The organism is Nocardioides sp. NPDC059952, from assembly GCF_042730435.1.
Lineage (GTDB): Bacteria > Actinomycetota > Actinomycetes > Propionibacteriales > Nocardioidaceae > Nocardioides.
On record NZ_JBHWLY010000007.1, the window covers coordinates 120277 to 141268 of the forward strand.

Annotated in this window: 16 protein-coding genes; 3 read left to right on the plus strand and 13 right to left on the minus strand. The window is 69.3% G+C overall.

The features are described from left to right. Positions 1-152 precede the first annotated feature (152 nt). The 4 genes from ACFV9G_RS05440 to ACFV9G_RS05455 are packed head-to-tail and all read right to left on the minus strand — an operon-like array spanning position 153 to position 4237. Complete coding sequence (locus ACFV9G_RS05440; protein ID WP_378725572.1) at positions 153-2828, minus strand: FtsX-like permease family protein; 2676 nt, start codon at positions 2826-2828, stop codon at positions 153-155. Continuing rightward, the gene (locus ACFV9G_RS05445; protein ID WP_378725574.1) at positions 2825-3595 is read right to left on the minus strand and encodes an ABC transporter ATP-binding protein; all 771 of its coding nucleotides are present in this window, start codon (positions 3593-3595) and stop codon (positions 2825-2827) included. The genes ACFV9G_RS05440 and ACFV9G_RS05445 overlap by 4 nt, the downstream gene beginning before the upstream one ends. Continuing rightward, complete coding sequence (locus ACFV9G_RS05450) at positions 3540-3689, minus strand: hypothetical protein (protein ID WP_378725576.1); 150 nt, start codon at positions 3687-3689, stop codon at positions 3540-3542. Before ACFV9G_RS05450 ends, ACFV9G_RS05445 begins: the two co-directional genes overlap by 56 nt. Continuing rightward, positions 3686-4237 carry a PadR family transcriptional regulator gene (locus ACFV9G_RS05455; RefSeq protein WP_378725578.1) on the minus strand — a complete coding sequence of 184 codons (552 nt, stop codon included), beginning with the start codon at positions 4235-4237 and terminating at the stop codon, positions 3686-3688. Before ACFV9G_RS05455 ends, ACFV9G_RS05450 begins: the two co-directional genes overlap by 4 nt. 183 nt (positions 4238-4420) lie before the next feature. Here ACFV9G_RS05455 and ACFV9G_RS05460 point away from each other — a divergent pair, with 183 nt between their 5' ends. Next, entirely contained in the window at positions 4421-7243 is a 2823-nt protein-coding gene (locus tag ACFV9G_RS05460) for a M4 family metallopeptidase (RefSeq protein WP_378725580.1), read from the plus strand. A 30-nt stretch (positions 7244-7273) separates the two neighbouring features. On the opposite strand, the gene ACFV9G_RS05465 is transcribed toward ACFV9G_RS05460, so the two are convergent. The 5 genes from ACFV9G_RS05465 to ACFV9G_RS05485 form a co-directional block, all read right to left on the minus strand. After that, positions 7274-7789 (minus strand): SPFH domain-containing protein, encoded by a 516-nt coding sequence (locus ACFV9G_RS05465; protein WP_378725582.1) that lies wholly within the window; start codon positions 7787-7789, stop codon positions 7274-7276. Between the two features lie 71 nt (positions 7790-7860). Continuing rightward, positions 7861-9288 (minus strand): DUF4232 domain-containing protein, encoded by a 1428-nt coding sequence (locus tag ACFV9G_RS05470; RefSeq protein WP_378725584.1) that lies wholly within the window; start codon positions 9286-9288, stop codon positions 7861-7863. A gap of 137 nt (positions 9289-9425) precedes the next feature. Further along, positions 9426-11591 (minus strand): 3-hydroxyacyl-CoA dehydrogenase NAD-binding domain-containing protein, encoded by a 2166-nt coding sequence (locus tag ACFV9G_RS05475; RefSeq protein WP_378725586.1) that lies wholly within the window; start codon positions 11589-11591, stop codon positions 9426-9428. A gap of 139 nt (positions 11592-11730) precedes the next feature. Beyond that, positions 11731-12942: an acetyl-CoA C-acetyltransferase gene (locus ACFV9G_RS05480; protein ID WP_357337052.1), complete on the minus strand. Its 1212-nt coding sequence runs from the start codon at positions 12940-12942 to the stop codon at positions 11731-11733. Between the two features lie 39 nt (positions 12943-12981). Then, positions 12982-13575: a MerR family transcriptional regulator gene (locus ACFV9G_RS05485; RefSeq protein WP_378725589.1), complete on the minus strand. Its 594-nt coding sequence runs from the start codon at positions 13573-13575 to the stop codon at positions 12982-12984. Between the two features lie 120 nt (positions 13576-13695). On the opposite strand from ACFV9G_RS05485, the gene ACFV9G_RS05490 reads away from it, so the two are divergent. Beyond that, positions 13696-14844, plus strand: coding sequence for an acyl-CoA dehydrogenase family protein (locus tag ACFV9G_RS05490; RefSeq protein ID WP_378725591.1), 1149 nt, complete (start codon positions 13696-13698; stop codon positions 14842-14844). A 45-nt stretch (positions 14845-14889) separates the two neighbouring features. Here ACFV9G_RS05490 and ACFV9G_RS05495 read toward each other — a convergent pair whose 3' ends face one another. The 3 genes from ACFV9G_RS05495 to proC all read right to left on the minus strand — a co-directional run bounded on the left by ACFV9G_RS05495 (position 14890) and on the right by proC (position 18751). Then, a complete protein-coding gene (locus ACFV9G_RS05495; RefSeq protein ID WP_378725593.1) occupies positions 14890-16668 on the minus strand; it encodes a M16 family metallopeptidase in 1779 nt (592 codons plus the stop codon). Then, the gene (locus ACFV9G_RS05500) at positions 16665-17792 is read right to left on the minus strand and encodes a hypothetical protein (protein WP_378725595.1); all 1128 of its coding nucleotides are present in this window, start codon (positions 17790-17792) and stop codon (positions 16665-16667) included. The genes ACFV9G_RS05495 and ACFV9G_RS05500 overlap by 4 nt, the downstream gene beginning before the upstream one ends. 170 nt (positions 17793-17962) lie before the next feature. Beyond that, positions 17963-18751, minus strand: a complete 789-nt coding sequence (gene proC, locus ACFV9G_RS05505) for a pyrroline-5-carboxylate reductase (protein ID WP_378725597.1) — start codon at positions 18749-18751, stop codon at positions 17963-17965. Between the two features lie 116 nt (positions 18752-18867). Between proC and ACFV9G_RS05510 the strand changes: the two genes are divergently transcribed. Continuing rightward, the gene (locus ACFV9G_RS05510) at positions 18868-20487 is read left to right on the plus strand and encodes a Coagulation factor 5/8 type domain-containing protein (RefSeq protein WP_378725599.1); all 1620 of its coding nucleotides are present in this window, start codon (positions 18868-18870) and stop codon (positions 20485-20487) included. Between the two features lie 35 nt (positions 20488-20522). On the opposite strand, the gene ACFV9G_RS05515 is transcribed toward ACFV9G_RS05510, so the two are convergent. Next, entirely contained in the window at positions 20523-20927 is a 405-nt protein-coding gene (locus ACFV9G_RS05515; RefSeq protein WP_378725601.1) for a hypothetical protein, read from the minus strand. Between the last annotated feature and the right edge of the window lie 65 nt (positions 20928-20992).

Genomic DNA, 20992 nt, shown 5'->3' on the forward strand with positions numbered 1-20992 from the left:
TTTACCTCCCCCCCGCCCCCAACACCTTCGCCCTCTGCCGCCCCTCACCCCCCCTGCGTTGTGGTTCTATTGGGCTCCCGTTTTGTGTTTTGGTGGTTCACTAAACTCGTTTTCCGACCCCCACAACTGAAGATTCGGCCCGCCACAAGTCCCTATTCGACGCGGGCCACCATGGGCAGGCGACCGCGGGTGGTGACCGCGACGATGAGCGCGATCAGCAGAGGAAGCCCGACGACCACGATGCCGACGAGGTCCCACGGGATCTCGAGGTAGTGCGCGGCGACGCTGTCGCGCTCCGGCCAGCCCTCGGTGGTGATCGGATAGCTGATCGCGATCCCCGGAACGAACCCGATCAGCGCGCCCGGGACGGCGCCGAGGAGCGTCACGACCAGGGCGTATGAGGCAGCGACCCCGCGTCGCGTACGCGTCCTGGCTCCGACCGCCGAGAGGGTCGCCAGGTCGGGCCGGGCGTCGTTGAGCGCCAGGTGGGTCGCGGTCAGCGCACCACCGATCATCAGCACGGCACCCAGGGTGACCAGGAGCAGCCAGACGAGCACGGCGGTGTCCGTCTCCTGGTAGCCGCGCTCGATCAGGATCGTCGTGGGGAACTGCCCGGCGGCCAGGGCCTCGTCGAGGTCCGTCTCGGCGTCGGCGCCGAGCCGGGCGTTCTCGACGTAGAGGCCCACGACCCGCGGTTCGACACCGAGCTTCTTCACCATCGCCGGCGTCACGACCGCGTAGGCGGGCGCGGCCCGCTCACCGGCGTCGAGATAGGTCGCCGGCACGTCGACCGTGACCACGTCGAGGTCCGTCTGCTCCTCCTCGGAGAACTCCTTGATGACCAGCCGCGCGGACTCCTGCGAAGACAGAAGCTCGTCATCGGTCGTGAACACCACCGCACCGGAGGACCGCAGGGTCTCCGCGGCAGTGGCGGCATCCCGCTCGGAGAGCGACCGCGCCACCGCCGGCGGAAGGGTCCCGTCGGCGTCGGCGACGACGAGCTCGCCGAACTCACCGATGGTGGTGTCGAGCGGGATCGCCCCACCATCACCGGTCTCGACGACGACGTACCGTCCGTCGGCCTCGGAGGTCGCACCGGAGGTGAGTGCCGCCGTTGCTCCCGGGATGGCCTTCTCGACCTGCGCTGCGATGTTCTCCCACCGTGCTCGCGCCTCGTCCGGGTCGACGTCGCTCTCGGCTGCGCTGTGTCGCGGATGCACCACGGCGTCACCGATCGCAAAGGAGGGCAGGTAGCTCTCCTGGTTCTGTTTCTCATCGCTGCTGAACGCGATCCCGAGCGTGACCACACCGACCACCGTCACCGCGATCGCGCCGGCAGCCGGCACCGTCCGAGTGCGGTGCCGATCGGCGTCGCGGGTCGCGAACCGGATCACCAGCGGCATCCGAGCGCTGAACCGCGCGGCCATGGACACGAGGGCGGGGAGGATGAACAGCACCCCGGCGACGCAGAGCAGTACGCCGAGAGCGATCGGGATCCCGCTGAGAGCGTTCCGGGTGCCGAACGCCGCCGATGCGACCCCGGCGGCCACGAGCACGATGCCGATGATCGGCGAGCGCCGCGAGGGCAGGCTCTCCGACCGCCGCCCGGACAGAACGCCGACGACGTTCTGTCGCGAGGCGATCCAGGCCGGCACGATCGCCGCGCAGATCGCTGCCGCGAAGCCGATGACGGCGACCGCCAGGACCTGGAGCCACGGCACCTCGAACGGGCCGAACCAGGCCGAGACCTGATCCTGGGCGAGCGGCTGGAGCAGCCGCGCCAGCCCGACGCCGAGGACAGCACCGACGACGGCCGCGACCGCACCGATGACGATCGCCATCCCGAGCAGGACGCGCCGAGACTGTCGAGCGGTCCCTCCGGAGGCCGCGATCAGGGCCAGATCGCGCGCCTGGCGCCGGGCCGCGACCGCGAACGCCGGCCCGGCCAGCAGGACCACCTCGAGGATGACCATGACCACGATGAGGACGAGGACCACGAGCTCGGAGGGGTCCGGCGCGCCCATGGGCGGACGGATCTCCTTGTCGGCCGCACGGGCCGCCGCCGGCGGGTCCAGGACGACCGATCGCGAGAGCACGAAGGCACCCGCCGCGTTCAGGTCCTCGATGTCGGACCAGGTCACCGGTCCGCCGCCGACCAGCCAGGTCGCGCGCTCGGTGACATAGTCCACCGGAAGATCCGGTCCAGCGACAAACGGGTCGTTGCGTACCTCAGCCGACTCGACGATCCCGACCACCTTGCGCGTCTCGTCGACCTCGCCGTTCGGGATCAGCAGCTCCTCACCGACACCCGGGCCCCGGAACGCGAGGTTCGAGTTGACCACGACCTCGTCCGGGCCCTCCGGGAGGCGGCCCTCGATCAGTCTGGTCAGCCCGGCGGCGAGCGGGTCGTTCAGATCGGTCTGCAGACCGCTGGCCCAGGTGACCCCCTTGTCGGTGCGTACGTCGAGGGTCCCGTCATCGGTTGCGAGCAGCGGACGGTCCCCGATGACGGCCTTCACCCCGGCCGCGTCGAGCAGGTCGGCGTCGGACTCCTCGAGCCACTCGGACGCGTTCTCGGGATCGATGCCCTGCCGCACCGAAGCGGCACCCTGGACGTCGATGCTCGCCGCAGCCTCGGTGCCGAGCCGGCGGTCGAGGCCTTCCACGGTGTCGACGTCATAGGTCTGGTACGTCACCGCGACCGCGGTCACGCCGGCCACCGGCAGCGCGATCATCAAGACGACCAGCAGACTGCGCCACTTCGCCCGCCGGGCCTCCCGTTGCCCGATGCGCAGGGCGAGACGCCAGCCGGCCAAACGCCCACTCATGCCTCGACCTCGTCCACGAGCGCCAGGTTCGGCGTCTCACCGGCCTCGTCGACGACGAGCCCGTCGCGCACGTAGATCACCCGGTCCGCCCAGCTCGCATAACGCGGCTCGTGGGTGACGAGCACACCGGCCGCGCCCGCGTCGCAGCGCGCCCGGATCAGCTTGAGGATGTCCTCGCCGGTCTCGGTGTCGAGGGCGCCGGTCGGCTCGTCGGCCAGGATCAGCCGGCGATCGCCGACGATCGCCCGGGCGATCGCGATCCGCTGCCGCTGCCCACCGGACATCTCGTCGGGGAACCGGTCGGCGAAGCCGTCCAGCCCGACCTCCTCGAGCGCCGTCCGTGCCGCGTCCCGAGCCGGACGGCGCCCGGCGCCGTCGAGCTCCAGCGGCAGCGCGACGTTCTCGGCGGCGGTCAGCGCCGGGATCAGGTTGAAGTCCTGGAAGACATAGCCGATCGACGTACGCCGTAGCCTGGCGCGTCCGCTGACCCCGGCCGCACCGAGATCCTGGCCGTCGACCGTGACGGACCCGGAGGTCGGCGAGTCGAGGCCGCCGGCAATGGTCAGCAGCGACGACTTCCCGGAGCCGCTCGGCCCCATGATCGCGACCAGCTCACCGGCGTACGCAGCGAGGCTGACGCCACGCAGGGCGTGCACCTCGGCGGCGCCGGTGCCGTGGACGCGGCTCACATCCGTGAGCCGGAGGACGGGTTCACTCATCGGTGGACTCCTTGGTCGAGGTGTGGCCCGGCCTGGCGGGCGCGGCATGGACGCGGCGGCTGAGCCGCTCGCGGGCGTCGGCGAGCCAGCGGCTCTGGTCGCGGTTGAGGCGGCGCAGGTCGTGGGCGAGGGCGGCGTTCATCGCGCGTCTCCGTCCACCGGCTCGGGCGCGGTGCTCGAGGCGGCCGCCCGGCGGAGCCGGGCTTCGCAGTGGTCGAGCCAGCGGATCTCGGCCTCGGCCGCGAAGACGAGGCGGTCGAGGACCAGTCCGCCGGCGAGGTCGTCGCCGGCCCCGGACCGTGACTGTCGGCGGTAGCCCTGGAGCGCCTGCATCGTCGCGTTGCGTTGCTGCTGGACGACCTTGCCGACGTCCACGCTCGGCACCGCGACCGCCACCGCGAGCTTGATCGCGAGCTCGTCGCGCTGCGGCTGCGTACGCTCCACCGGGGTGTCGAACCACCCCTTCACCTCGACCTGGCCGGCCTCGGTGAGCTGGTAGAGGGACCGTCCCTCCGCGTCGGTCCCTCCCGCCTCGACGAGGCCGTCACGCTCGAGTCGCGACAGGGTCGTATAGACCTGCCCGACGTTCAGCGGCCAGCTCGCGCCGGTGCGCTGCTCGAACTCGGCGCGCAGCTCGTAGCCGTAGCGCGGCTTCTCCAGCAGCGCCAGCAGTGCGTGTTTCACGGACACTCGATCACCTCCCTTGGGTACTTACTGAGTATGTATATACCGAGTATGCACCCCTTCACAAGTCGCGAAATACGGGCGACGGCGACCATGACTGCCTGGGAGACTGCTGCCCGCTGGTTCGGGCCGGCGGTCTGTCGGCCCGTGAAATTCCTCCGGGCCGCTCCCACTCCCGAAGGAGTCGAAGTGTCACGTCGTAGACGCGTCGTCGCCCTGACCGCGACCGCACTTGCCCTCAGCGGGCTCAGCGTCATTCCGATGACCTCGCCCGCCTCCGCCGAACCCGACCCGATCGCGACCTACAAGGACCGCGCCGGCGTCCCCCTGACCATCCATCGCACCACCGACGGCCCGGCCGACTTCATCGGTTCGAAGGCCGAGGGAGCCGAGCCGCTGGGCACCGGCGTCAAGCCCGCCAAGGCGGCCAGGACCCAGCTCGACCGCGCCACCGAGGCGTTGGGCACCGACGACACCGACCTGCGCGAAGCGTCGACCAGCAAGGCTGTCGGCGGCGGGTCGGTGACCAGGTTCGAGCAGTACGTCGAAGGCCTCCCGGTCCTCGGCGGCGAGGTCGTCGTCGGGCTCGACAAGGACCGCGGACTCACCTCCGCGGCCACCAACCTCTCCGATGCCACGACCGCGGACATCACCGCACCCGACGATGGCACGCGCGCGAAGGCCGAGGCAGCGGCCGAGGCCGTGGTCGCCAAGGCCCACCACGGAGCCACCGGCCTCACCGTGGCCGACGAGGGCACGTGGCTCTATGACGACGACCTGGTCCGTGGGCCCGAGATCGGCGAGACCAGCGTCTTCCGGTTCTCGGTGACCAACGGGTCCACCATCCGCGAGACCGTGCTCGCCCACGCCGGCTCCGGCCGCGTACTCATGCACATCAACGAGATCACCCACGCCAACCGCCGCATCTGCGACAACGCCAACGTTCGCGCCCGGGACGATGCCTGTGCCGACACGAGCCTCACGGTCAAGCGGCGCGAGGGGGATGCGCCCACCGGCATGGCCGACGTCGACAACACCTACGACCTGATCGGCGCCACCTCCGACCTCTACGCCTCCCTCGGGCTGGATCTGACGGAGGAGATCGGCTGGTCCGAGGGCGTCACCGCCAAGGCGATCGGCGCCACGACCCGCTACTGCGAGCCGACTCAGCCGAACTACACGCCGCCGTGCCCGATGGACAACGCCTTCTGGAACGGCGAGCAGATCTTCCTCGGCCAGGGCCTGGTGGTCGATGACATCGTCGCCCACGAGCTCACCCACGGCGTGATCGAGCGCAGCTCGAACCTCTTCTACTGGTACGAGTCGGGTGCCATCAACGAGTCGATGGCCGACATCATGGGCGAGATCGTCGACCACCGCTACGCCACGCCCGGCGACTCGCCGACCGACTGGCGCATCGGCGAGGACTCCTCGTTCGGCGCGATCCGCGACCTCGCCAGCCCGACGACGCACGACCAGCCCGATCGGATGACCAGCTCCCTGTGGGACGCCGACGACCTGACCTACTACGCCGACGGCGGCGGGGTGCACACCAACAGCGGCGTCGGCAACAAAACGGCCTACCTGATCTCGCAGGGCGGCACCTTCAACGGCCGCACCATCACCGGCATCGACGGCGGCGACCCGACCCTGCAGAAGACCGCGACGCTCTACCTCTACACGATCCAGCACCTCGTCTCCGGAAGCCAGTACGTAGACCTGCGCCGTACGCTGGCCAACGGCTGCTCCGCGCTGGTGGCTGCCGGCACCGCCGGCTTCACCGCGGACGACTGCACCCAGGTCAACCTCGCCACCGACGCGACCGAGCTGGCCAAGTCGCCCACCAAGGCAGGCGCGACGCGGCCCGCGGAGGCGCCGAACACCTGCCCCGCCGGCAGCACCGGGAAGGCCACGATGACGACCCCGTCGCGCACCCGCGGCGGCCTGTGGCACCAGGCGCCCGACGCCGCGCAGAACGTGCCCGAGAACGACCGTGACGGCAACGGCTCCGACTTCGGCTGGGACCCCGATCCGGAGAGGTACGGCGACCCGACGTCGAGCGGTATGACGACGGCCGCGATCAACGTGCCGGCCGGCAAGCGGACCTATCTGCGGTTCAGCCACTGGTACCTCTTCGACTGGTACACCGGCAGCGACCCTGCCTACCCGGCACCGGAGTACTACGACGGCGGCGAGGCCCGCCTGCTGGTCAACGGGGTCACGACGGCCATCCCGTCCTCGGCCTGGGTGAACGGGCCCAAGCAGAAGCTGCTGCTCAACAACCCCAAGAGCCCGCTGACCGGCTTCGGCGGCGACTCCAACGGGTGGATGAGCTCCCGGGTCGACCTGTCCGCGTTCGCCGGGAAGTCCGTCCAGTTCCAGTGGGTCGTCCGAGGAGACCAGACCGACTCACAGATCGGCTGGTTCATCGACGAGCTGGAGCTCTACACCTGCAACCCGCAGACGATCGCGAACACGGCGGCGCCGACGATCAGCGGCAGCCAGCGGGTCGGCTACACCCTGACTGCGTCGCCGGGCTCGTGGAACCCGGCAGCGACGACCGTGCGCTACCAGTGGCTGCGCAACGGCGCCGCGATCTCGGGGGCCACCGCGAAGACCTACAAGCTGAGCGGATCGGACCACACCCGCAAGATCCAGGTCAGGGTCACCGCCACCTCGTCCTCCTGGCCGGCGGCCAACCCCGGCGTCAGGACGAGCGCGGCGACCGGTGCGATCAGCGCCGGCTACCTGACCCCCGTCACGCCGTCGATCAGCGGCACCCGCAGGGTGGGCTACCTGCTCACCACGGTCCGCGGTGAGTGGAAGCCGGCCGGGGTGACGTACTCCTACCAGTGGCTGCGCAACGGCAGGGCCATCTCGGGCGCCACCGGCAAGACGTACCGACTCAGGTCCATCGACCGCGGTGACCGCATCCGCGTCCGGGTCACCGGGCGCAAGGCCGGCTACTACACGGCGTCCCGCCTCTCGGCGGCGACCGGCGTGATCCGCTGACCCGAACCCGGTCCCGGCCCGCCGGCGAGCTCAGTCGTCGGGCCGGCCGGGGTGCAGCAGCAGGTCGACCTCGTCGATGACCACATCGGTGACGACACCGGCCGCGAGACCGTCGATCCGGTTGCCCGTGATGGCGGCACCGAGCCCGTCGCGCTCATCGGTCAGCCACACCGCCGGCTGTGCACGGACGGCGTCGGCGACCCGGCGCTCCAGGGCCGTGTGCAGGACCGCGCGCGGGTCGATGTACGCCGCCCCGACCCGAGGCGGGTCGACCTCGACGGTGAAGGTCGCGAGGACGCGTACGTCCTGGGAGTCGCCGGTCCGGGTCCGGACCACGATCGCGATCTCCATCGGCCCGGTCGGCCACTCGAGCACCTCATGGAAGCCCGGGATCGCCATGGTCATCGAGTCGGAGGCGATCCGGATGATCCGCCGGTGCCTGGTCACCACCAGGCACTGACCGCGCCCGGCACGCCGCACCAACGAGGCCACCACGAGGACGACCGCGATCGCCGCGATCACCAGAACCGTCACCATCTCCCCCATGGCTCCGAGTCTTCTCGACCTCCGCCCGATTCCGAATGGGCGCTGCCACCCATTCGTCCCAGCTGCGTACGTCAGTCAGCGGCCTGCGCCCACGGGCTGATCCCGACCTCGGCCCCGTCGAGGATGTCGAGATCGCTCGGCCCGTCGATCACCGCGACACCGAGTGTGATCGGCGTGCCGCCGGGCAGCGCGGTCACGAGCAGCTCGGTCGTGACGTCCGGGTCGTTCGCGGTGGACATCGCCTGCCAGTCGATCACCGCCATCACCGACCGCGACGGAGGGACGACGACACGCTCGGGCACCATCGACGGTTCGTAGGGCTTGGCCGTCACATCGCTCTGCCGAGCACCGGCAGCATTCAGGAACTCGACGACGGGCACGCCCTCGATCGCGCAGACATGACGGCCGAGGTTGCGGGCCCGGAGCCACGCCTGCCGCGATCCCAGCGCCGCATCCTGGCCACCGAAGGTGACCTCGAGATCCGACGGCCGGCAGGACGGCGCCCCCGGGTCGGCCGGCCAGGGCGCGGCATCGCCGAACGGTGGCATCGTCGTCGGCGCTGGGGTCTTTCCGCCGACCCAGCCCTCGACCTTGCCGCCGCGCGTCCCTTCGACCGCGTACGCCAGCGGCTGCCCCGACCGCACGGGGTAGCCGTCGTAGCCGGTGAGCCACCGGCTGACGTCGTCGATCACGCGGTCGCCCTCGGCTGCCTCGACCAGGACGATCAGCGGTTCGTACGGAGCGGCCAGCTGCGCCGAGGTCACCGACGGCTGCTCGGAGGCAACCACCACGAGCTCCACCGCCACCGGATCGGGCAGCTCGTTCGACCGGTACCAAGCGCCGCCGCCGTGGAGATCCACCGGGCGCTGCCGCTCGCGGGCGACCGTGGCGAGCGCGACCAGACGGTCCTGCGGCGCCTCCACGTCGGCCTTGGCAGGGCGGCCCGTCTGCGGGTCGACGACGGTCGACGACACCGACGTCGCCCCTGCCTCGCGCAGCGCGACGGCATCGGCGAGCGCATCACCGATGCCGTCACCGCGGTCCAGACCGCGCTCGCCCACCGTGACCTGGATCTGGCCCAGCGAGAACGAGACGCTGGTCCGGTCTGCCTCCGTCTCGGGCGCAAGACGGGTGATCTCGGGGCGCACCAGCCGGAGCACCTCCTGGCTCGCTGCAGCAGCCTCGGCCCCGGACAGATCCTCCTCCAGGGACACCTCGACGCTGACCGAGTGCTCCACACGGTCGGCCTCCCCGAAGTCCTCCCCCGGGATGCGTCTGGACTCGTCGGTGGCCAGCACCTCGCGTACGCCGGGGACGGACCGCCAGTCGTCGGAGAGATCGAGGAACCTCAACGGCAGCTCCGGCGTCGTCGTCCCGGCCGCCGATCCACCGGGCCGGGCCCAGAGCATCGCGACCGCACACCCGACCACGACCAGCAGGACCAGCCCGACGGCCACGATTCCCACCCGGAGCTCTCGCCTCCGTGTGCTGCCCGGCATCGCCACGTACGTCCTCCTCGACCTCTGCGGAAGGCAAAGAGTCGCACAGGCCCGGCCGCGCCGGCCCCGCAAATAGCGAACCGGCACGGTTCCTTCACAGGATCCGTGCCGGTTCACCACATCGCTGTGGAGACAGGTCAGGCCGGGAAGCCTTCACCCTTCGCCGCGAGGTCGCGGAGGTACTGCGTCGGGCGGAACCGGTCGCCGTACGCCTCGGCCAGCTCGTCGGCACGGGCCAGGAAGGCGTCGATGCCGATCGAGCCGTCAGCGGCCTCGTAGCCGGTGATGAACTGGGCCGCACCACCGGTCTGCGGCGGGAAGCCGATGCCGAAGATGGAGCCGATGTTGGCGTGCGCGGCGGAGGTGATGACGCCCTCCTCGAAGCACTTCGCCGTCTCCAGGGCCTCGATGAAGAGCATCCGCTCCTCGGCGTCCCGGATCGGGATCTGCTTCTCGGCGACCGGGAACACGCTGCCGAGGTCGGCCCAGATCGAGCCTCGCTTGCCGTCGGTGTAGTCGTAGAAGCCGGCGCCCTTGAGCTTGCCGGAGCGACCCGCCTCGATGAGCGGGTTGAGCACCTTCTCCGTGGTGGTCAGCTCCTCGATGCCGGCAGCCTCCCGGGTCGTACGAGCGATCTTGACCATGAGCTCGTGGTTGAGCTCGTCGGCGATCTGCAGCGGCCCGACCGGGAACCCGGCCTGGGTCGCGGCGCGCTCGAGCGAGTAGGGCGCGAAGCCCTCGGCGAGCAGCTCCAGACCCTCCTGGATCTGGGTGCCGATGACGCGCGAGGTGTAGAAGCCGCGGCTGTCGTTGACCACGATCGGGGTCTTCTTGATCTGCTGGACCACGTCGTACGCCTTGGCCAGCGCGACATCGTTGGTCTCGGCGCCGCGGATGATCTCGACCAGCGGCATCTTGTCGACGGGCGAGAAGAAGTGCAGGCCGATGAAGTCGGCCGGGCGGTCGATCCCCTTGGCGAGCTCGGTGATCGGCAGCGTGGAGGTGTTGGAGCAGAGCACCGCGTCGTCGTTGACGAACGGGGTGATCTCGCTGAACACCTTCTGCTTCAGCGCGACGTCCTCGAAGACCGCCTCGACGACCACGTCGACACCGGCGAAGTCCTCCGGGGCGACGGTCGCGGTGATCCGGTTGAGGATCTCGTCGGCCTTCTCCTGGGTCAGCTTGCCGCGCGAGACCGCCTTCTCGTTGAGCTTGGCGGTGTAGGCCTTCCCGCGCTCGGCGGACTCGATGGCGACGTCCTTGAGGACGACCTCGGCACCGGCCCGGGCGAAGGAGTACGCGATGCCCGCACCCATCATCCCGGCACCGAGCACACCCACCTTGGTGGCCTTGAACTTCTCGACGCCGTCAGGACGCAGCGTGCCGGCGCCGATGGCGCCGAGGTCGAAGAAGAACGCCTGGATCATGTTCTTCGACTGCTGGCCGGTGACCAGCGAGACGAAGTAGCGCGACTCGATCCGGGTGGCGGTGTCGAAGTCGACCATCGCACCCTCGACAGCGGCCGACAGGATCGCCTTCGGCGCACGCATGTCGGACTGCTTGAGCTGCTTGCGCAGGATCGGCGGGAACGCGGGCAGGAAGCCCGCGAGTGCCGGGGAGGTCGGCTTGCCACCGGGCATCTTGTAGCCGGGCTTGTCCCACGGCTGGGCGATCTCGTCGGGGTTGGCCTTGATCCACGCCTTCGCGGCGGGAACGAGCTCATCGGGGGAGGAGACGAGCTCGTGGACCAGACCCTTCTCGAGGGCGGCAGCAGGCTTGAACTTGGTGCCCTGGCCGAGGACGTCCATCAGCCCGGTCATGATGCCCAGAAGACGTACGACGCGGGTGACGCCACCGCCGCCCGGGAGCAGGCCGAGGGAGACCTCGGGCAGACCGATGTCGTAGCGGGCGTCCAGCGCGATGCGGTGCTGGGCGGCCAACGCGATCTCCAGACCGCCACCGAGGGCGGCGCCGTTGATCGCCGCGACGACCGGCTTGGGGAAGGTCTCCAGCTTGCGGAGGGTCGCCTTGATCGACTCGACCTCCTCGAAGACCTGGGCACCGTTCTCGGGCCGCACCTGGATCATGTTCTTGAGGTCACCACCGGCGAAGAAGGTCTTCTTCGCGGAGGCGATGACGACGCCTGTCACGTCGTCTGCTTCGGCGTACAGCTTCTCGACGGCCTCCGCCATCGACGTCTTGTACAGCTCGTTCATGGTGTTGGCCGACTGGTTCGGGTCGTCCAGGGTGAGGACGACGATCCCGTCGCCATCCTTGTCATAGCGGACTGCGGTCTCGCTCATGTGTCTTCCTTCAAGTCTGTGCCGGGGCGCGGCCCGGGATGTTCACCGAGGTACCTCGGTCAGTTGTCGCTTCCTTCGCGGAGTTCCACGAGGGATGTGGGCGCTCACCGAGTTACCTCGGTGAGCATTCGCGGACGCGTCAGACCAGCTCGACGATCGTGGCGATACCCATGCCGCCACCGACGCACAGCGTGGCGAGACCGCGCTGCTTGCCCTGGCGCTCGAGCTCGTCGACCAGGGTGCCGAGGATGATGGCACCGGTCGCGCCCAGCGGGTGACCCATGGCGATCGCGCCGCCGTTGACGTTGGTGACCGACTCGTCGATGCCCATGTCCTTCATGAACCGCATCGCGACCGCCGCGAACGCCTCGTTGATCTCGAACAGGTCGATGTCGTCGACGGTGAGACCGGCCTTGGCCAGCGCCTTGCGCGAGGCCGGGGCGGGGCCGGTGAGCATGATCGTCGGGTCGGCGCCGGAGACGGCGGCCGAGATGATCCGGGCACGCGGGGTGAGCCCGTTGGCCTTGCCGGCCTCCTCGGAGCCGATCAGCATCAGCGCGGAGCCGTCGACGATGCCCGACGAGTTGCCGGCGTGGTGGACGTGGTCGATCTTCTCGACCCAGTGGTACTTGGCCAGCGCGACGTCGTCGAAGCCGGCCTCCTGGCCCTGCTGGAGGAAGGACGGCTTGAGGCCGGCCAGAGTCTCGGCGGTGGTGCCGGGGCGGATCAGCTCGTCGTGGTCCAGCACGGTCAGACCGGTCTGGTCGACGACCGGGATGACCGCGTCCTTGAAGTAGCCGTTCTCCCAGGCGGCTGCCGCCCGGGCGTGCGACTGCGCGGCGTAACGGTCGACGTCCGCGCGGCTGAAGCCCTCGAGCGTCGCGATCAGGTCGGCGCCGATGCCCTGGGGAACGAAACCGGTCTTGAGCGCGGTGTCGGGGTCCTGCGCCCAGGCGCCGCCGTCGCTGCCCATCGGCGCCTTGCTCATCGACTCGACGCCACCGGCGAGGATGAGGTCCTCGAACCCGCCGCGTACGCGGGAGGCGGCCTGGTTCACGGCCTCGAGGCCGGAGGCGCAGAAACGGTTGAGCTGCACACCGGCGGTCGTCTCGGGGAGACCGGCCTTGATGGCGGCGGTCTTGGCGATGTCACCGCCCTGCTCGCCGACGGGGGTGACGACACCGAGGACGACGTCGTCGATCAGCGCGGGGTCGAGGTTGGGGTTGCGCTTGCGGGCCTCGTCGATCAGGCCGACCACCAGGTCGATCGGCTTGACCTCGTGGAGCGCTCCGGTCTTCTTACCCTTCCCGCGCGGCGTGCGCAGGTGGTCATAGATGAATGCTTCAGCCATGCGCCGATTGTGACACTAAAACTGTCACAGTCAACAGGTTCACGACAGATTGCGGGAGATCGTTCGGTTCACCGCGTCCTGGAAGCTCACCACGATCGCCTCGGTGGTCAGCTGACGCAGCCGCGGGAGCACCTCTTCGAGGTGAGCTGCCTCCTCCGCGGTGTGATGGGTCCGCTTGAACGGGTCGATGACCTGGTCGCGCAGGATCGTGTTGAGCTCGGTGGCGAGGTCCGCCATGAGGCGCGAGGTCGCCGCGTACGCCGCCGCCAACGCATCGCGAGGCAGCCCCAGCGCGATCAGCTCACGCCCGATCCTGGCCTGGATGTCATCGGTCGGCTCCGTGGCCCACGACGTGATCATGGCGCGCTGCATCGCCAGATCCTCCCGGGTGGTCTCCGCGGGCAGCCGGGCGAGATAGCGCTCGATCGCCTGCAGGGTGAACCCGTGCTCCTGGAGCGCGGTGACCATGTCGAGGCGGGCACGGTGCTCGGGGCCGTAGTAGGCCACCCGGCCACGCCTGATCGCCGGCGGGATCAGCCCGAGGCTCGCGTAGTAGCGCGTCGTGCGCACCGACACCCCGGTGGCGGTCGACAGCTCATCGATCGTCATCAGCTCATCGGTCACCTCGGTCATAGCCAGGGACCGTAGACCAAAGTGTTGCTACTTCGCCAGTGTTACTGTCACAGTTGCTCTGTCGGTGTCCTGCGTCACAGTCGTGGGCCCGATGAGATCGAACGTCGACCAAGGAGTGTCATGCCCGAGAAGCCCACCATCTATGAGGCCGAGCACGAGGACTTCCGCGCCACCGCGAAGGCCTTCTTCGAGAAGGAGGTCGTGCCCTTCCACGACCAGTGGGAGAAGGACGGCATCGTCCCGCGCGAGCTGTGGAAGAAGGCCGGCGACACCGGGCTGCTCTGCTTCGACGTCGAGGAGGAGTACGGCGGCCCCGGCATCAAGGACTTCCGGTTCAACTCCGTCCTCCACGAGGAGATGGCGAAGATCGGTGCCAGCGGCCCCGGATTCTTCGTCCACACCGACATCATCGTCCCCTACATCTCGCACCTGGGCACCCCGGAGCAGAAGGCCCGGTGGCTGCCGGGCTGCGTCTCCGGCGACATCATCACCGCCGTCGCGATGACCGAGCCGGGCGCGGGCTCGGACCTCCAGGGCGTACGCACCACCGCGGTCGACAAGGGCGACCACTACCTCCTCAACGGCTCGAAGACGTTCATCTCCAACGGCATCAACGCCGACCTGGTGATCGTGGTCGCCAAGACCAACCCCGACGCCGGTGCCCACGGCATCTCGCTGCTCGTGGTCGAGCGCGGCATGGAGGGCTTCGAGCGCGGCCGCAACCTCGACAAGGTCGGGATGAAGGCGCAGGACACCGCCGAGCTCTCCTTCACCGACGTGGTGGTCCCGAAGGAGAACCTGCTCGGCGAGGAGGGCTCCGGCTTCATCTCGCTGATGACCCTGCTTCCGCAGGAGCGCATCTCGGTCGCCTCGATCGCGGTCGCCGCGGTCGAGCAGGTCCTCGAGCTCTCCCTCGACTACGCCCGCACCCGGGAGGCCTTCGGCCGCCCGATCGGCCGTTTCCAGAACACCGCGTTCACGCTCGCGGAGATGGCCACCGAGGCCTACCTCGCACGCCTGTTCCTCAACGACGCCGTCACCCAGCTCAACGCCGGAACGGCCGACACCGTGCTCGCCTCGATGGCCAAGTGGTGGACCACCGAGCTGCAGAAGAAGTTCGTCGACCAGGGCGTCCAGATCCACGGCGGCTACGGCTACATGATGGAATACCCGATCGCCAAGGCCTTCGTCGACAGCCGCATCCAGACCATCTACGGCGGCACCACCGAGGTGCAGAAGCTGATCATCAGCCGCCACCTCGGCCTCTGACAGCGGGTGCTGCCCACCGTGCCGCGATGCGCACGGTGGGCAGCATCACCCTTGCTCGTTGAGCCTGATCCGGCGGCGTACGCCGAACGTGAGACCGCCGGCGAACAGCCACAGCAGGGCGGTTGCTCCGATCCAGACGATCTGGATCGTCTGATCCTCACGGGGCAGGTCGTCGTGCATCAACGACCAGAGCCCGATCAGAGCAGGAAGGCTCGCCAGGGCCGCCAGGACGTACAGCGCGAAGGCTGTCCATACCGCCCAGGGACCGAAGCCGTCCCAAGCCGGCGGGGAGCTGTCGGCAGGTTCCAGCGGCGCCGGATTCTTCGGAGGCTCCGGGATCCGGTCCACCTCTCGTGGGGGATACGGGACGACCATCTCGGACGGCACCCGGGAATCGATGTCCCTGGCCACGATCTCGGCATCCAGACCCTTCCAGAGGGTCGGCTCGACGGCGATCGATAGCGCGTCGTTGCCGGTGAGCTGGCGCGCCCCGTCAGCGACCGCACCGATCGCCGCGAGATCGTCGAACCGGACCGTGACGAGGCTGTCGGGCGTACGCCTGGTGACCCCGTCCGGGCCGATCACCAGTTCGTTTCCCTCCTTGACGAGCGAGGTGTACGTCGTGCCCTCCACGGCGCTGTTCGACTGGTGGGGCGCACGAGTGGCCCCGCCGAAGCCGTGGCCGCTGGAGATGGCGACGAGTGCGTCGGCCCAGACGGCGCGGGCGACCTCGGCTACGTCCTCGACCGTGACAGCATCCATCGCCGCGCGGTCGCGTGGGTCCATAACATCGGCCCCGAGAAGCAGGTCGATGCACGTGCCTGGCAGGATCGCCGCACCGAGGTCCGGAAGGTCGAGCTCTCGAGCTGCCTGCTCGCGGATCGCATCGATATCGGCCCGGTCGACCCGCCCCGCCCGCATCCCGGCGAGGATCTCGGCGACGACACTGGTGACGACGCCCGCCTTGGCCTCCAAGGCATCGGCATGGATCGTCAGTCGCGCCGTATCGGCCTCGATCCGGTCGTACCCGCAACCGGCATCGTACGAGAGCCCCTGGTCCCGCCGAAGCTCCCGCATCAGCACCCTCGTGACGACAGCGCTGAACACGTTGGCGGCAGGTGTCCGCGGGACCATCGCGTCCAGGACGATCCCGTCGAACCCGCTGCGGAACCACGCCGGCTTGCTCGGCAGGGTCTCCGGCGGCAGGCGGACCGGTCGCCGTTCACCGGGCGGGAGGCCGAGGGACAACTCGGCCGGCACCTCGTCAACGGTGAGGAATGCGACTGCGTTTCCGCTGGTGAACCATGTGTTCACCCAACCCGTGACCTCGTCGGTACCGAGTCGGAACAGGCCCTCTTCGTCCTGGCCGCTCAGCCCGGGTCCACGCGCCCCATATCGCCACACTCGCATCGCCGCGCCGATCCCGCCTCGGCCGTTGCGGGCCGCCTCGGCGCGCAGGATCTCCTTCTCCGTATCGATCCGGCCCAAGGGCAGGTCGCGCATCGAGGCGCACACCTCATTGAGGAAGGCGACCACCTCTCCCGCGGTACCAGTCGTATGGAAGCCGGTCCACTGCTCCGTGGTATGTCCGTTGGTGTGCCGGTCCGCCAGGTCGTGATGATGCAGCGCGAGATGCTCGACCAGGTGAGTGATCCCGCCAACGGGCAGCGTCTCATCGGCGTACCCGACCCGGAAGTAGATCCCGCCCGTCACGGGTCCCGGCCTGCTCGCCAACAACACAGGTACGCCATCGACGACGGCACCAGAGACGAGGCCCTCCAGCGGAGCGAGCCAGGTGTCGAGGTCCGCGACGATCGCAGTCACAGGTTGTGCCAGTTCCGGCGTACGGGACGGAAGGACAGCCAGCTGAGCAGGCCGGCCACGGCAGCGACCGCGGCCCATCCCGCGGTACCGGCGAAGTCGCCCTTCTGGATGCCGTACAGGACGGTCATCGCCGCGCTTCCCAGCGCAACGAGGGCACACACCACGAAGAGTGGGAGCAGCAGGACCAGGTTACCGATCGCCACGGTCCGGTGCGGATCATCGGACGCGTGCGGATCGAAGGCGCTCTCACGGGAGCGCTCGTAGCTACCCTCCTGCAGATAGCTCCACCCGTCCCGAGACGGAACCGCATCCAGGGCCTGGAAGTGAGGCGCCGCGAGCTTGGGCCGGGCAGCCAGCGAATAGAGCATTGCCAATTGGCTGTGCACGGCGGCGCCCCAGGCACTCTCCTGGTGGTCCGGGTGCCCCACCGTCTCAGCCGCGATCTCCGGCAGCCTGGTGACGTCGGGACGCACGCTGTTGTCCATCCATCGCTCGATGAGCACGTCGAGAAGGAGCGCACGGCTGGGCGAGCCCAGCGGGGCAGCCTCTCGGCATTCCGCCGCGAACTCCTCGGCCATCTCCCATGAGCCACCCCACTTCGGCACGATCTGCTGCAGGTAGGCACCCTGAGCGTCGAAATGGTGCGCGGCGATCGCGGCCAGCTTGTCGTAGCGTCGACGTGCCTCTGCCTGCCCGAGCTGGAGTCCCCTTGCCGTCACCAGTCGGTAGTGCCAAGCCGGGGCATAGTCGGGGTGCTCGGCGCACACCTCGGTCAGAAGCTCCTCGGCCGACGTGAGCCACCCGTGGAACTGCTCGAACTGCTCCCGGGAGACGTTTTCCGCGCGGCGACTGGACCGGATCGTCCAGCCGACGACGATATAGCGTGCCGCGAGCGCCGTCTTGGCGACGAAGTCAGCCGGGTCGTCGGCAAGCGCCTTCTCCAGCCAGACCTCGGCCTCCTCGACGTCCTTGAGACATGCGAATGCGGCGATGAGCCGATCCGCAGGAAAAGCCTCGAGGGACACGCGCGCAGCGGCCCAGTCGCCTGCATCGACAGCGACCTTGAACGCCGGATCCTGGAGACCCACCCAGGGGTCGTACGGAGAAGGTGGGGGTACGGACATCGGGCGATCCTTCATTACTCTGTGGGGTATGAGGGCCTGACCCTAGCGCAGCAAATTTGTGTCCGTCCGGGAGTTCACCAGTCTCTTCCGCGAGAGCTCGAACGAACTGAGAAGTGGTCGATCTGGGCGCCCCGCAGCACTCGGCACGGGCCCCGATCGACCACGTTCCGTCAGGAGAGTTCTTGGCTGCGTACGTAGGCGGCGCGGGTGGCCTCGAGGAAGGCCGACCGCAGGCCGCCCTGCTCGAACGCGCCCAGCGCGGCCGCGGTGGTGCCACCGGGCGAGGTGACCTGCTCGCGGAGGATCGCGGGGTGGGTGCCGGACTCCAGCAGCTTCGCGGAGCCGGACAGCGTCTGGATGACGAGCGTGGTCGCATCGTCCCTGGTCAGACCCAGGTGGACCCCCGCCTCGATCCAGGCCTCGGCGACCAGGAAGACGTACGCCGGGCCGGAGCCGCTGATCGCGGTGACCGCGTCGAGCTGGGACTCGGGGACAGTGATCACCTTGCCGACGGCCGCCATCAGGTCGGCCGCGGTGGCGACCGCCTCAGGCGTCGCCTTGGCACCGCCCGCGACCGCCGACATGCCTTCGCCGACCAGAGCCGGGGTGTTGGGCATGACCCGCACGACCGAGACCCCATCCGGGACGGCAGGCTCCATCGCGGAGGTCGGGACGCCCGCGGCCAGAGAGACCACCGTCGTCCCCTCTCGCAGCGCGGACGCGATCGACTGCAGCACCGGCACCACGCCGTAGGGCTTCACCGCCAGCACCACCACGTCGGCCTCGGCCGCGGCCTCGGTGGCCGGCAGCGTACGGATGCCGTGCTTCTCCCGGAGCGCCGCCGCCTGCTCCTCGCGCGCTTCCACGACGATGACGCCATCCGGGGCGTGACCGGCCTCGAGAAGTCCGGCGAGGACGGCCCCACCCATGTTGCCTGCACCGATGATCGCGATCGTCATGCTCGCCAGTCTGTCAGAGCGGATGACCTGCACGAATAAGGCCCCACGGGACCCAAGCAACTGCTAGGTTGCGATACCCACGCCCGTAAATTCGCCGCTGGTCATCGGGAGGCCACATGCGCATTCGACGTACGTCCCTGCTTGCTGTGGTCGCCCTCGCGGTGACGGTCGTGATGGTCGGTCCGCCGGCGTCGGGACACGAAGGGGGACGGCAGCTCCCGTCTCCCGAGTCCGAGGTCAACGTGACCGGTGAGCCGTTCACGGGCACCGCTCCGGACGGCACCGTGCAAGGGTTGATCGACGCCCACAGCCACATGTTCATGCAGGACGGGATCGGTGGGGCGGCCGTCTGCGGGAAGGCCTTCTCCGAGGCCGGGATCGCGGACGCGCTCAAGGACTGCCCCTCCCACGGGATCGCCGGAGAGACCGCGCTGCTGGAGAACCTGACCCGCTCGGGCAGCCCACTCGGGTTCCACGACACCGCAGGTTGGCCCTCGTTCAAGGACTGGCCGGCCTACGACTCGCTGACCCACCAGCAGATGTACTACCGCTGGGTCGAGCGGGCCTGGCGCGCCGGCCAGCGGATCCTCGTGGTGCAGCTGACCAGCAACAAGGCGCTGTGCGCGATCAACCCGGGCACCAACCAGTCCTGCGACGAGATGACCGCGGTGCGGAGGCAGGCCCGAGATGCGTACGACACCCAGGACTTCATCGACGCGCAGTACGGCGGCGAGGGGCGCGGGTGGTACCGGATCGTCACCGACGCCGAGCAGGCGCGCGAGGTGATCGAGGACGGCAAGCTCGCCGTCGTGCTCGGCATGGAGACCTCAGAGCCGTTCGGCTGCTCCCAGAAGCTGCGGCTGCCCTCGTGCACCCGCGCCAACATCGACGCCGGGCTCGACGAGCTGAAGTCGCTCGGGGTCTCTTCGATGTTCCTGTGCCACAAGTTCGACAACGCGCTGTGCGGGGTCCGCTACGACAAGGGCACCACCGGGCTGCTGATCAACGCCGGGCAGTTCCTCACCACCGGCACGTTCTGGACGCCGAAGGCCTGCAGCGCCGACCAGCCGCACGACAACAACCCGCGCCTGGTCGACCGACCCGCCGAGCTCGACTGGCTGCCGCAGCCGCCGATCTACCCGTCGGGGACGGTGTGCAACCCGCACGGCCTCTCCGCCCTCGGCGAATACGCCCTGCGCGGTCTGATCAAGCGCGGCATGATGGTCGAGGTCGACCACATGAGCGCCAAGGCCGCCGGCCGTGCCCTCGACATCCTCGAGGAGACCGACTACCCCGGCGCCCTCGCCAGCCACTCCTGGATGGACGAGCGCTACCTCGACCGGCTCTACGCCCTCGGCGGCTTCTCGACGATCTACGGCCACAGCACCGACGAGTTCCTGGCGGAGTACGCCCGCACCGCACCCGTCCGTGATCGCTACGACGCGGGCATCGGGTTCGGCTTCGACATGAACGGCTTCGGCGGCACGCCCGGACCGGCGAAGACTCGCGTCAGCTACCCGTTCCGCAGCTTCGACGGTGGCTCCGTCATCGACCGGCAGGTCACCGGTCAGCGGATCTGGGACTACAACACCGACGGCGTCGCCCACTACGGGATGATCCCCGACTACCTCGAGGACCTCCGCCTCACCGGCGGCCAGGACGTCATCGACGACATCGTCCGCGGCCCCGAGTCCTACCTGCGTACGTGGGCGGGGGCACAGTCAGCAACACGCTGACAGGCAGGCCTGCCGTCATGTCAGACGGGGGTGGTTCAGTCGTCGCTTCTGGGACGTCTCAGCCAGCCGCCGCCGTACAACGCCCAGACGATGAGCACTGGTTGGAAGAACAGCCGGATCAACCGCTTGCTGTCTGTGTCGAGACCGAACGCGTCGACGCCTTCCACGTACTGCGCGATGTTGCCGGGGAAGACCGCTACGAAGAACGCGGCGAGCAGCGCGCCGACGAGCCGTCGCTGGGACGGCAGAACCAGGAACGCCAGCCCGAGACCGATCTCGACGACGCCCGAGGCGAGCACCGTCAGGTCCTCGTCGATCGGGAACCAGCTGGGCACCTGCGCCCGGAACTCTTGTCGCTGGGCGGTCAGGTGCGCCACCCCGGCGCCGACCATCGCAACACCCATCAGGAGGCGCGCGGCGGTGCGCGCGATCGAGGTCATCGCATCACTCTAGGAGAACGCCCAGCAGCACGATGAGCCGGCTCGTTCTCACCGATCTCCGCGCC